Source organism: Burkholderia sp. BCC0506 (assembly GCF_902833145.1).
Classification (GTDB): Bacteria; Pseudomonadota; Gammaproteobacteria; order Burkholderiales; family Burkholderiaceae; genus Burkholderia.
The window spans coordinates 367,075-380,452 of the sequence record NZ_CADFEN010000005.1 but is presented as its reverse complement, the minus strand read 5'-3'; the positions used below and the strand labels follow the sequence as shown (position 1 = coordinate 380,452).

Here is a 13,378-nt window from a genome sequence, read left to right as displayed (position 1 = left end):
CTCGAGCTACGACATAATGAAATGGCCAGCCCGATCCCTACGACCGTTCTAGGATAGGACGTTCGGTCCGGAGTAGAGGAGAGCGCCATGAACGAGGTCACGCTGATCGGTATCGATCTGGGCAAGCATGTCTTTCATCTGCATGCGCAAGATGCGAAGGGACGCGAAGTGTTTCGCAAGAAGCTCTCTCGCGCGCAGTTGCTGCCGTTCTTCAGCAATCTCAAGGCGGTGACCGTCGTCATGGAGGCTTGCGCGGGTTCGCACTGGCTCGCACGCAAGCTCAATGCAATGGGACACGAGGCAAAGCTGATTTCAGCTCAATACGTTCGGCCTTTTGTGAAGACCAACAAGAACGACTACATCGACGCCGAAGCGATCTGCGAAGCGGCGTCGCGACCCGCCATGCGCTTCGTCGAGCCGCGGAACGAAGCCCAGCAGATACTGGCAGCCTTGCATCGAGCGCGCGAGGGCCTCGTGACTGAACGCACAGCCACCATCAACCGGATTCATGGACTTCTGCTCGAGTTTGGCGTCGTTATACCGCTGTCCAAGGCCGCCTTGCGCTGTTTGCCCGACGCAACCGCTCTCCATGATCTGCCGCCGCGACTGCTGCAGGTCATTTACCGGTTACACGCCCATTACCGATACCTCGATGAGCAGATCGCGGGGCTCGACAAGGAATTGACTGCCCAACTGCGCGAAGACGAGAACGCAATACGGCTGCTGTCGATTCCCGGGATTGGCGTCATCACGGCGAGCCTGCTGGCGTCCGAGAATCTCAAAACCAAGGGTTGCAAAATTCGGGCTGGCCATAGATTACAACTTTGCTCTTACAGTTCGAAGTTCGATAATTATGATTATGTCAAATCATAAAAATCGACTGCACGAGGTGTTGCCGGCCAAGCGTCCTCGCGTTCAAACCTTGCACCGCTGTACTTCTTCGGTCTGATCCTCGCAGGAACCGATGTGCTCATGCTTCGTCGTCCCGGCGCGGGCCACGCGCCGGGACCGGTTGCCGCGTGGCGGCCTCCTCGGTGTCAGAACCGGTACGTCGCCCCGATCTGGAAGAAACGGCCGAGATCCGTGTAGAGCGACTGGTCATAGCCAGTGATGTCGGGCACGGCTTGCCACTCGACGTCGAACGGCGGCTTCTTGTCGAAGAGGTTCGTGATGCCGCCGTAAATCGTCCAATGCTTGAAGCCGCGGTAGTTGAACATCAGGTTGAACTGGCTGTACGACGCCACCGATCCCGTACCGCCGTCGCCGAATTCCGCGGCCACGGCGTTCGTATAGGGCCCCGTGTATTGCCAGGTCAGCGTGGTGGTCAACTGCCGGTAGTCCCAGCTCAAGCTCGTATTGCCCTTCCAGCGCGGGTTGCTCGCGCCGAACGGCTGCAGCAGCGCCAGGTTGTTGCCGGCGAAGTCCTGCGGTGCGGTTCCGGGGCTGTGCAGCTTGAAGTGCCACACGTAAGTCCAGTCGCCTGCGAGCGTGAACGTGCCGTACTTGGTGCGCATCGCTTTGCGGAAGTTCAGATCGAAGCCATCGGTATCGAGCGCGCCGAGGTTCACGAAATGCTGAACGAGGTAACGCACCGACCCGTCGGCGTTGCGCACGACGCGGGAGGGATCGTTGGCGACGAGCACCGCGTTCGGGTCGTCGGTGCCGATGACGCCGTCGATGCGGACCTTGTAGAACGCCGCGCCGACATCGGTCATCGCATCGGGCGAAAGCTGGAAGCCGATGTTGTAGTTCTTCGTGTGCTCGGGCTGAAGATTCGGATTGCCCGCGACTTGCTCCGTCGTGAAGTGCTTGGTCGGCACACCGCTCGGATCGTTCGGATCGACGAGGTTCTGGTGAGACAGATAGACGGCCTGCGAGTTTTCGACGAGGGTCGGCGCGCGGAAACCGCGACTGTACGATGCATACGTCGTCAGCATTTGCACCGGCTGGAAGCGCAGCGCAAAGCTTGGCGAAAACGCCCCGCCGAAGTCGCTGTAGTGATCGTAGCGGCCCGCCTGCGTAAACGTCAGATTGCGCAGGATCGGAATGTCGACCTGGTAGAACGCGGCGGCGACGTTGCGCGACCCCTCCACCGTCTGCACGTTCGCAGGCGCGGATACGCCCTGCGACGCGAGCGTCTGCGGGTTGATCGTCGACGATTCGTGACGGAACTCGGTGCCCAGGCCCAGGCCGACCGCCCCCCCGGGCAGCGTGAAGAGATTCGACGTCGAGGCCTTGGCCGTCACGCTGTCGATCTTCGAGATGGCCTGCTGATCGTCGTCCGTGAAAACGCCGTTCAGGCCGTTTGGCGTGGAGGCCGGATTCGAGAAGTTGTAGGTGCCGTTCGCGAGCATGTTCTCGAGGCCCGCGGCGTTGATCCGGTTGCGATACGTCGTATCGACGGTGCTCTGCGAGTGGCCGTAATCGGCCGACCAGTCCCACGCGCCGAATCTGCCCGTGTCGAACGAGCCTTTGACGCCCGTGTTCGCCATCCAGAACGTCGATACCGTGTCCGCCCTCACGACGTTGTCCGGGAAGGTCAGGTTGATCGCCGTCGGCACGCCGAACGGGTTATAGGGGTTGCTCACCGGTACGGTGCGCGGCAGCGGCGAAACGGACCCGGTCGCAGGGTTGTAGACGTTCGTCGTGCTCGAGATCGACGCCGGCCCCTGCAACTGGACGGTTTCATCGCGGCTCACCCAGAAGCCCGCATAGGCCTGCGTGTTGTCGTCGATCTTGAAGGTGGCGCGCACCTTCGCGTTCAGGCGCGTCGTGGACGGAACGAGCGATGTCGACGAGGCCGGGTTGTACGTGCAATTGGTCGCGCTCGTCTTGCTGCCCGGCGGGCACGGCGAAAGCGGCACCCTGGAGCCGTCCGCCACCGACCAGTACGATTGCTGGTTCGGCCCGAGCGGCGCTGCCAGCCCGCCGGGATATTGCGTGAAGTCTTGCGCCGACGTCATGTCGCGATCGCCGAGCGTCGAGCCCGAATCGCGGTAGTAGCTGGCGGCCGCGGTGACGTTGAAGCGATCCGAATTCAGGTCGCCGAAGCCGGCCAGTACGCTGAAGTTGCCCTGCCCGTCGCCCGGATGCTGCGCCTTGCCGAGCTGGCCGTCGATCTGCAGGCCCTGGAAGTTCTTCTTCGTAATGATGTTGACGACGCCCGCGATCGCGTCCGAGCCGTAGACGGATACCGCGCCGGTCTTGACGATCTCGACGCGCTCCACCATGTTCAGCGGGATCGCGTTGACATCGAAGAACGTGTCGGTGAAGTTCACCGACTGCGCATAGTTCGCGACGCGCTGGCCATCGACCAGCACGAGCGTGTATTTCTCGCTGAGCCCGCGCAACGCCATGCCGGCGCCGCCGGGGGCCGAGCTGTTCATCGTCGTCTGGCCCCAGCTGCTTGCGGAATTGACCGAGGTCGAACGCAGGAAATCGGCGACCGTCGTGTATCCGCTTTGCTGGATCTCCTTCGCGGTGATGACCTGCACTTCGGTGTGGCCGACCTTGTCGGAGGTGCGGATCAACGAGCCCGTCACTTCGAACTTGTCGAGCTTTTTCACGCTCTGCCCGCCCGCGGCGGCGCCGGATGCCGGCGCGGGCGCGGTGGCGGCAGCGCTTCCGGTTTGCTCGGCGGCGACGCTTCCGTCGACGGGCGTTGTCTGCGCGTAAGCGGAGGTACCCAAAGCCGCGGTCAACGCGACTTCAGCCCATGCGATGCTGCGTATTGCCGATCCCAAAGCCGTTGGTTTCATAACACCCCTTTGTCGTCGCAAGGCCTGAATTTTTGTATGCACGGAGATTCGCCGGCCTTTAAATAGCGTTGCCCCGCGTTCCTGATTCGTCATCTGGTGCTCACAACCATTCCGCTCGCCTGCTTATTTCTTTCAAAGTTATTTCTTCCACTATCAAGCAGAATGAATTTGAAATACGACAAGCGGAATTCCCATAGAGTTAGGAACCCTAATTACGTGGATCGATCTTTCCGCGCATCGAACGGCTGCCTGCACGCCGCACCCCGGAACATTCCCGCCACGGCGCTTCATCAACCGGAGCGTACGCGCTACCAAGAAAGGCAGTCGCCCGTTGAAGGACTGCTTTACGCCTTCACTTTGGAATTCTTAATGCACGGAATCTTCATTACCGTTCACTACCAAAGTTTTACGTTGGACGCGAACATAGCAGGACAGAATCGATGCGTCAAAAAATATTTGATGCCACAAAACTTTGTTTAGGTGCAATAGATGCACTCGGTTGGTGCCGAATAAAAATCGATATGGTTCATCCACCGCTACCGTTGTCTTGTCTTCCTTGTTCGGCTGTTTTTTTCACCCGCTCGCGCATGCGCCGCAATGGAGCACGCGGCCGCTGCTCGCCAGCCCGAACTTTTTTGTTTAGCAGAGAGGCAACACGAATCCTTCGCATGGAAACAGCCCGAACACCCCGTCACGATCATCAATCGGTCTCCAGATTCCCGGCCGTTTCCACGCGCCGCGCCTCGCGCTTCGTCACCGTCGCATGCCGCCCTCGCCGGCCTATGGACACGACTACCCGAAACGCCACCGGTGCGAACACCAGCCCGAACATCGTCGCCGCCAGCACGCCCCCGAACGCGCCGGTCCCGATCGAACGCCGGCTTTCCGCGCCCGCGCCGGTCGCCAGCACCAGCGGCACGACGCCGAGCAGAAACGCCATCGACGTCATCACGATCGGCCGAAACCGCACGGCAGCCGCCTCCACCACCGCCTGTCGCAGCGGCACACCGCGCCCGACGAGCTCGCGCGCGAACTGCACGATCAGAATCGCATTCTTCGCCGACAACCCGATCACCGTGATCATCCCGACCTTGAAGTACACGTCGTTCGGCATCCCGCGCGCGAGCGCCGCCGCAAACGCGCCCACGATACCGAGCGGCACGATCGTCAGCACCGACAGCGGAATCGTCCAGCTTTCATACAGCGCGGCGAGCGCCATGAACACCGCGAGCACCGACAGCCCGACCAGCAGCGGCGTCTGCCGCTCGGCGATCCGCTCCTCGCGCGCCGCGTCGACCCAGTCGTAGCCGATCCCGGCCGGCAGCGTGGCGGCAAGCCGCTCCATCTCCGCCATCGCCGCGCCCGAACTCGCGTGGGTCGCCGCCCGGCCGCTGATGTCGAGCGACGGATAGCCGTCGTAGCGATTCAGCATCACGGGCCCGACCGTCCACCGCGGCGCGGCAATGGCCGACAGCGGCACCATGTCGCCCGTGCGGTTCGGCACCGTCAGCGCCATCAGCTGCGCGTCGGTCGCGCGCGCGGTCGGATCCGCCTCGATGATCACGCGGCGCATCCGGCCCGACGCCGGGAAATCGTTGATGTAGTTCGAGCCGAACGTGCCGCCGAGCAGGCCCGCGATGCGCTCGAACGGCACGCCGAGCGCATACGCCTTCGCGCGATCGACGTCGAGCTCGATTCGCGGTGCATCCGGCAAGTCCTCGAAATGCACGGACGCGAGCACCGGGTCCGCCTTCGCGCGCGCGGCCAACTGTTCGCGAGCGGCCTTCAGCGCGTCGAGCCCGACCCCGCCGCGATCCTCGAGACGGAACGTGAAGCCGTCCGCGTGACCGATGCCGGGCACCGATGGCGGTAGCGTCGCCTGGACGTCGCCGTCGAGAATCTCGTCGAAACGCCGGTTGAGGCGATCGCGCAACGTCATCGCATCGACGTCGCGCTGCGCCCAGTCCTGCAGCTCGACGAATGCCATTCCGACGTTCTGCCCGCTGCCAGCGAAACTCCAGCCGATCACGCTCGTCACGTTCGCAATGGCCGGCTCCGCGTGCAGGATCGCCTCGACACGCTGCACGACCGCGAACGTGCGCGCCTGCGTGGCGCCGGCCGGCAACTGGATCATCACCTGCAGTTGCCCCTGGTCCTCGGTCGGCAGGAAACCGCCCGGCATCGTCCAGTACAGCAGCCCGCACACGGCCAAGAGCACGACATAGATGCCCGCGACCATGCCCGTGCGGCGCACCGCCGACACGGTCACGCGCCGATAGCCGGCCTCGGCGCGCGCGAACGCGACGCCGAAGCGGTCGGCCAGGCGCGCGCCGACGCTGCGTCGCGGCACGCCCCCACCCTCATGGCGGCCGACCGGTTTCAGCAGATTCGCGCACAGCGCGGGCGTGAGCGACAGCGCCATGAACGACGACACGAGCATCGACGCGATCATCGACACCGCGAACTGCCGGTAAATGCCGCCGACGCTGCCCGGGAAGAACGCCATCGGCACGAACACGGCCGTCAGTACCGCCGTCACGCCGACGATCGCCCCGCCGATCCGCTTCATCGCCTGACGCGTCGCATCGCGCGGCGACACGCCGTCCTCCATCACGCGGTGCACGCTCTCGACGACGACGATCGCATCGTCGACGAGAATGCCGATCGCCAGCACGAGACCGAACATCGTGAACACGTTGATCGACAGCCCGAACGCCCACATCGCGGCGAACGCGCCCATCAGCGTGACGGGAATCACGACGGTCGGCACGAGCGTGTAGCGCAGCTCGCGCAGGAACAGCCACATCACGCAGAACACCAGCACGACGGCCTCGACGAGCGTCAGCACGACTTCCCGGATGGCGATCTTCACGAAATGCGCGCCGTCGAACGGAATCTCGACCGCGACGCCCGGCGGCAGCGTCTTCGACAGCTCGGCCAGCCGCGCGCGAATCGCGTTCGACGTTTCGAGCGCGTTGCCGCGCGGGCCGAGCTGGATGCCGACGGTGGCTGCCGGACGGCCGTTCAGCCGGGAATAGAACGAGTAGTCGTCGCGGCCGATTTCGACGCGGGCGACGTCGGCGACGCGCACCACCGAACCGTCCTGCTTCGACTTCAGCACGATCCGGCCGAACTCCTCCGGCGACGTCAGTTGCCCCTTGACGACGATCGTCGCGGTGAGCTGCTGGCCGCGCACGAACGGCGCATCGCCGATCGCGCCGGCCGTCACCGTCGCGTTCTGCACGCCGATGGCCGCGATTACGTCGTCGGCGCCGAGGTCGTATTCGCGCAACTTGTTCGGATCGAGCCAGACCCGCAGCGCCTCGTCGGCGTCCCACAGCTCGGCCGCGCCGACGCCCGGCGCGCGCTTCAGTTCGCGCAGCACGTAGCGGTTCAGATAGTCACCGAGCTGCGCGGAGTCGCGCGTGCCGTCCGTCGACGTGAGCGTGACGAGCATCAGGAACGTGTTGGCCGCCTTGAACACGCCGATGCCCTGCTGCACGACCTGCTGCGGCAATCGCGGCTCGACCTGCTTGAGCCGGTTGTTGACGTCGACGAGCGCGATGTCCGGATCGGTGCCGGGTGCGAACGTCACGTCGATCTCGAGATTGCCGTGACCGTCGCTGCTCGTCTGGTAGTACTGCAGCCCGTCGGCGCCGTCGAGGCTTTCCTCGATGATGCTGCCGACGTCGCCGTCGACCGTCTCGGTCGACGCGCCCGGATACGTCGCGGTGATCACGACGCGCGGCGGCGCAAGGCGCGGATACTGCGCGATCGGCAATTGCGGAATGGCAAGCACGCCCGCGACGACGATCGCGAGCGCGACGATCCACGCGAACACCGGGCGGTCGATGAAGAACGACGGCATCGCGGTGCGTCAGCGAACGGCACGGGCGCCCCGCGCCCGCTTCACGTCGATCATTCGTGTCTCCCTTCCGTCTGCTGCGGCCCCGGTTCCGGTGCGAGCATCGACGACGCGAGCAGCGCCTGCGTATACGGGTGGGACGGGGCGTGCAACACGTCGAGCGTATCGCCCTCCTCGACCACGCGTCCTGCCTTCATCACGATGACCCGGTGAGCCATCGCGCGCATCACCGCGAGATCGTGCGTGATGAACAGGTAGCTCAGTGCGTACTTCTTTTGCAGATTCGTCAGCAGATTCAGCACCTGCTTCTGGATCGACACGTCGAGCGCGCTGGTCGGCTCGTCCAGCACCAGCAGCTCCGGCTCCACCGCCAGCGCGCGCGCGATCGCGATGCGCTGGCGCTGGCCGCCGGAAAATTCGTGCGGATACCGTAGCATCGCTTCGGCGGGCAGGCCGACCTCCTGCAGCAGCGCGGCGATCCGCGTGCGCCGCGCGGCGCCCGCCACCGTCGGCCGGTGCACGGCGAGCCCCTCGCCGACGATCTGCTCGACCGTCATGCGCGGCGACAGCGAGCCGAACGGATCCTGGAACACGACCTGCATGCGGCCGTACAGCGCGCGCCGGCCGCGCGTCGTGCGCAGCAACGCCAGCGGCATGCCGTCGATCTCGATGCCGCCCGACGCCGGTCGCTGCAGGCCCAGCACGGCCGCCGCCAGCGTCGATTTTCCCGACCCCGACTCGCCGACGATCCCGAGCGTCTCGCCGCGCCTGAGGCTCAGCTTCACGTCGTGCACGGCCCGGAACGCCGTCTTGCCGAACATCGCGCGCCAGCCCTTCGCCGCGATGCGGTAATCGACGGCGAGCTGCTGCACGTCGAGAATCGTCTGCGCGCCGGCCGCGACGGGCTCGACGGCGCGTTGCGGCGCGCTGTCGAGCAACCGGCGCGTGTACGCGTGCTGCGGCGCGGCGAACAGCGCGCCGGTCGTGTTCGTCTCCACGAGCACGCCCTGCTCCATCACGGCCACGCGCTGCGCGAAACGCCGCACGAGGTTCAGGTCGTGCGTGATCAGCAGCACGGCCATCCCGCGCGCGGCGGCCTCCTGCTCCTGCAGTTCGATCAGCAGGTCGACGATCTGCTGGCGCACGGTGACGTCGAGCGCCGTCGTCGGCTCGTCCGCGAGCAACAGCCGCGGCCGGCACGCGAGCGCCATCGCGATCATCGCGCGCTGCCGCTGGCCGCCCGACAACTGGTGAGGAAAACTGTCGATGCGCCGTTCCGGCTCCGGAATCCCGGTGCGCCGCAGCAGCGCGATGCCGCGCTCGCGCGCGTCGCCCGCGCGCAGCCCCTCGTGCAACCGCAGGCTCTCGGCGATCTGCTTGCCGATCGTATATAGCGGATTGAGCGCCGTCATCGGTTCCTGGAACACCATCGCGATATCGGCGCCGCGGATGCCGCGCATCTGCTGCTCGGTCTTCGCGAGCAGATCCTCGCCGTCGAACAGCATCTGCCCCGACAGCGTCGCGTGCTGCGCGAGCCGCAGGATCGACAGCGCCGTCACGCTCTTGCCCGAGCCCGACTCGCCGACGAGCGCCACGCGCTCGCCGCGCCCGACCGAGAGGTTCAGGTCCTGCACGGCGGCTTTCGCGCCGAAGTGCGCGGAGAACCGCCGGATATCCAGCAAGGGCGTCGTCATCATTGCTCCCCGCCGAAGGCCGAACCGCGCGTGCGCATGTCGAGCGCGTTGCGCAGCGCGTCGCCCATGAACGTGAGCAGCAGCAGCGTGACGACCAGCGCCGTGAACGCGGAGATCGAGATCCACCACGCGTCGAGGTAGTTCTTGCCTTCCTGCAGCAGCTCGCCGAGGCTCGGCGTCGGCGGCTGCACGCCGAGGCCGAGGAAGTCGAGGCTCGTCAGCGACAGGATCGCCGCGCTCATCCGGAACGGCAGGAACGTGATCACCGGCGTCAGGCTGTTCGGCAGCACGTGCCGCCACATGATCTGCCAGTTCGACAGCCCCATCGTGCGCGCGGCCTTCACGTAGTCGAGCGCGCGGTTGCGCAGGAACTCCGCGCGCACGTAGTCGGACAGCACGAGCCAGCCGAACATCGACAGCAGGATGAACAGCAGCCACAGCGACGGCTCGAAGATCGACGCGAAGATGATCAGCAGGTACAGGTCGGGCAGCGCGCTCCAGATCTCGATCAGGCGCTGCCCGACGAGATCGGTGCGCCCGCCGTAGAAGCCCTGCAGCGCCCCCGTCAGCACGCCGATCGCGACGCCCGACACCGTCAGCGCGAGCGCCATCAGCACCGACAGCCTAAACCCGTACAGCAGCCGCGCGAGCACGTCGCGGCCGAACTGGTCGGTGCCGAGCCAGTTGCTCGCGGACGGCGGCGCCGGGTACGGCCGCGACGCGAAATAGTCGATCGTGTCGTAGCGGTAGCGATTCGGCGGGTAAATCGCGAAGTTGCCGTGCGATTCGATCTTCGCCCGGATGTACGGATCGAGATAGTTGGTCTTCGCCGGGAAATCGCCGCCGAACTGCGTCTCCGGATACTCCTTCACGATCGGGAAATAATAGTGTCCGTCGTAGCGCACGAGCAGCGGCCGGTCGTTCGACAATCCGTCGGCCAGCAGGCTGAGTGTGAACAGCGTGGCAAAGATCACGAGGCTCCAGTAGCCGAGCCGCTGCGCGCGAAACCGCAGCCACGTGCGTCGCCACGGCGACGGCGACGCCGCGCACGCGACGGCGGCCGGGTCAGTGGTCCAGGCGGCTGAACTGGATACGGGGGTCGACGAGGACATAGCAGATATCCGCGATGAGCTTGGTCAGCAGACCGATCAGGGTGAACAGGAACAGCGAGCCGAGCACGACCGGATAGTCGCGGCGGATCACCGAGTCGTACGACAGTTGGCCCATCCCGTCGAGCGAGAACAGCGTCTCGATCAGCAGGTTGCCGTTCAGGAACGCGCCGACGAATGCCGCCGGCAGCCCGGTGAGCAGCGGAATCGCCGCATTGCGCAACACGTGCTTCCACAACACGTCGCGCTCCGGCGCGCCCTTCGCGCGCGCGGTCAACACGTATTGCCGGCCGATTTCCTCGAGGAACGTGTTCTTCGTGAGGATCGTGACGATCGCGAAATTGCCGACGACCGATGCGGTAACCGGCAACGCGATGTGCCACAGATAGTCGAGTGTCTTGCCGGCCAGCGTCAGCTCGTCGAAGTTGTCCGACGTGAGCCCGCGCATCGGAAACACCTGCCAGAACGTGCCGCCGCCGAACAGCATCAGCAACAGCACGCCGAGCACGAAGCCCGGCACGGCGTAGCCGGTCAGCACCAGCACGCTCGTCACCGTGTCGAACCGCGAGCCGTTGCGCACCGCCTTCGCGATGCCGAGCGGCACTGACACGAGATACGTGAGCATCACCGTCCACAGTCCGAGCGTGATCGACACCGGCAACTTCGAGCGGATTACCGCCCACACGCTGCGGTGCGCGAAGTAGGACTGGCCGAGGTCGAACGTCGCATAGCTTTTCAGCATCAGCAGATAGCGCTCCAGCGGCGGCTTGTCGAAACCGAACTGCTTGCGGATCTGCTCGATCTGCTGCGGGTCGACGCCCTGGCTGCCGTGGTAGCCGCCCGCACCTCCGCCCGCCTCCCCGCCGCGCGTGCTGCCGTGGCGCAATTGCGCGAGCACCTGTTCGACCGGGCCGCCCGGCACGAACTGCGTGACCGCGAACGTGATCGTCACCACCCCGATCAGCGTCGGGATCATCAGCAGCAGGCGCCTCAATATGTATGCCAGCATCGTTATTCCCCCGTCAGGCCGCCGGAGCGGGTTGTGGTCGTGCTGCCGGCTTCTTCGCGTACCAGTAGTCGATGATCCAGTCCTCGTACTGATAGGAAACCGGCACGACCGCCGGATGGCCGAGCGTCGTCTTGTATGCAATCCGCGCGTTCGGCACGTAGTACTCCGGAACCAGCACGTACAGGTTGATCAGCACGCGGTCGAGGGCGTGCATGGCCGTCTCGAGATCGTCGAGCGTATTGGCCGCGAGCGCCGCGCGGATCAGCGCATCGACGGCCTTCGACTTCACGCCCGGATAGTTCTCCGAGCCGGGCTGCGATGCGGCCTCGCTGCCGAAACGGCGGGTCAACTCCGCCCCGGGGATCGTCACGGGCGAGTAGATGTACGTCGTCATGTCGTACTCGAAATTGTCGAGCCGCTTCTGGTAGAGCGCACTGTCGATCTCGTGCAGATATGCATGGATGCCGAGCGTCGCGAGCGCCTGCGTGTACGGCAGGATCACACGATCCATGCCGGGCTGGTCGTCGATGATCTCGATCGTCATCGGCGTGCCGTTCGCGTCGCGCAGTGCGCCGTCGCGATAGTGCCAGCCGGCCTGCGCGAGCAGGTCGCGCGCTTGCCGGAGGTTCGCGCGCAGCGAGCCGGGCGGCAGCGTCGACGGCTGTTTGACCATCGGGCCGAACACCTCCGGCGGCAGCGTCGACCGGAATGGTTCGAGCAGCGCGAGTTCCTTGTCGCTCGGCATGCCGGACGCCGCGAACGGGCTCGCCTCCCAGAAGCTGCTGGTACGGCGGTACTGCCCGTAGAACATCATCCGGCTCATCCAGTCGAAGTCGAATGCCAACGCGAGCGCATGCCGCACGCGTACGTCCTGGAACATCGGCTTGCGCAGGTTTATCAGGAAACCCTGCATCTGCGCGGGGCCATCCGGAAATTCGCCCTTCTTCAGCAGCCCACTGCGAAAGTTCTTGCCGACGTACTTGCGCGCCCACTGCGTCGAGCTGTATTCCACCCGCGCATCCACATCGCCGGCCTTCAGCGCCTCGAGCTCCGTGTACTGGTCGAGATACAGCTTGAACGACACGCGTGCGAAACGGAACATCCCCCGCCGCGACGGCAGGTTCGCGGCCCAGTAGTGCGGGTTGCGCACGTACGCGATCTGCTTGTCGTTCCTGCGCTGCTCGATCAGGTACGCGCCGCTCGCGATCGGCGGCACGTTCGCGATCTGGTCGAACGGCGGCCGCGTGCCGTCCGGGCGCTGCCCCCACTTCGGCGAGAACACCGGCAGGTCGCCCGCGATCAGCGCGGCGTCGCGCTCCGCGTGCTTGAACTCGAAGCGGATCGTGTGGCCGTCGACGATCACCGCGCGCTTGATGATCGAGAACTGCGCGTTGTACAGCGGCGACGCCTGCGGGCTCGTGAGCGTATCGAACGAATACTTGACGTCGGCCGCGGTGATCGGGTCGCCGTTCGAGAAGCGTGCGGCCGTATTGATGTGGAACGTGGCCGACAGCCCGTCGGGCGCCACCTCGACGTCGTCGGCGATCAGCGCGTATTCGGACGCGAGTTCATCCCAGCTGCGCTGCATCAGCGTGTCGAACATCAGGTTCTTGATGTCCGGTGCGGGCGAGCCGCGCACGAGGAACGGATTCAGCGAATCGTAGCTCTGCGCTTCGTCGTAGTTCTGGAAATTGAGCGTGCCGTCATTCGGCGCGTCGGGATCGGCATAATCGAAATGCGTGAAGCCCGGCGGGTATTTCGGTTGGTCGTATTGCGCGATGGCGGGCACGGCGAGCGCCGCACGCGGCATGGCGCTACCCGACACGAGCAGCACGGCGCACGCGAACAGCGCCGTGCGCGGCACGCCTGCCCATCGCCAATTCAACAGTTTCATGGTCGGTCTGTCCGAAAGCGTGCGGGCGCGATGCCTGCGCGCAGTAGAT

At 65.3% G+C, this 13,378-nt stretch carries 6 protein-coding genes and 1 pseudogene; 1 reads left to right on the top strand and 6 read right to left on the bottom strand.

The window, feature by feature from the left end; translation table 11 throughout:
- Window positions 1-87: 87 nt before the first annotated feature.
- A pseudogene (locus HWX62_RS14215) lies at window positions 88-774 on the top strand (IS110 family transposase); the annotation flags it as partial.
- A 263-nt stretch (window positions 775-1,037) separates the two neighbouring features.
- Here HWX62_RS14215 and HWX62_RS14210 read toward each other — a convergent pair.
- The 6 genes from HWX62_RS14210 to HWX62_RS14185 all read right to left on the bottom strand — a co-directional run bounded on the left by HWX62_RS14210 (window position 1,038) and on the right by HWX62_RS14185 (window position 13,329).
- Window positions 1,038-3,758 (bottom strand): TonB-dependent receptor, encoded by a 2,721-nt coding sequence (locus HWX62_RS14210; protein WP_175929152.1) that lies wholly within the window; start codon window positions 3,756-3,758, stop codon window positions 1,038-1,040.
- Window positions 3,759-4,458: 700 nt separating this feature from the next.
- Complete coding sequence (locus HWX62_RS14205) at window positions 4,459-7,626, bottom strand: multidrug efflux RND transporter permease subunit (protein WP_175929151.1); 3,168 nt, start codon at window positions 7,624-7,626, stop codon at window positions 4,459-4,461.
- A gap of 50 nt (window positions 7,627-7,676) precedes the next feature.
- Window positions 7,677-9,317, bottom strand: a complete 1,641-nt coding sequence (locus HWX62_RS14200; RefSeq protein WP_175929150.1) for a dipeptide ABC transporter ATP-binding protein — start codon at window positions 9,315-9,317, stop codon at window positions 7,677-7,679.
- Window positions 9,317-10,429 (bottom strand): ABC transporter permease, encoded by a 1,113-nt coding sequence (locus HWX62_RS14195; protein ID WP_175929149.1) that lies wholly within the window; start codon window positions 10,427-10,429, stop codon window positions 9,317-9,319. The genes HWX62_RS14200 and HWX62_RS14195 overlap by 1 nt, the downstream gene beginning before the upstream one ends.
- The gene (locus tag HWX62_RS14190) at window positions 10,383-11,435 is read right to left on the bottom strand and encodes an ABC transporter permease subunit (RefSeq protein ID WP_175929148.1); all 1,053 of its coding nucleotides are present in this window, start codon (window positions 11,433-11,435) and stop codon (window positions 10,383-10,385) included. The genes HWX62_RS14195 and HWX62_RS14190 overlap by 47 nt, the downstream gene beginning before the upstream one ends.
- A 13-nt stretch (window positions 11,436-11,448) precedes the next feature.
- Window positions 11,449-13,329 (bottom strand): extracellular solute-binding protein, encoded by a 1,881-nt coding sequence (locus tag HWX62_RS14185; protein ID WP_175929147.1) that lies wholly within the window; start codon window positions 13,327-13,329, stop codon window positions 11,449-11,451.
- Window positions 13,330-13,378 lie beyond the last annotated feature (49 nt).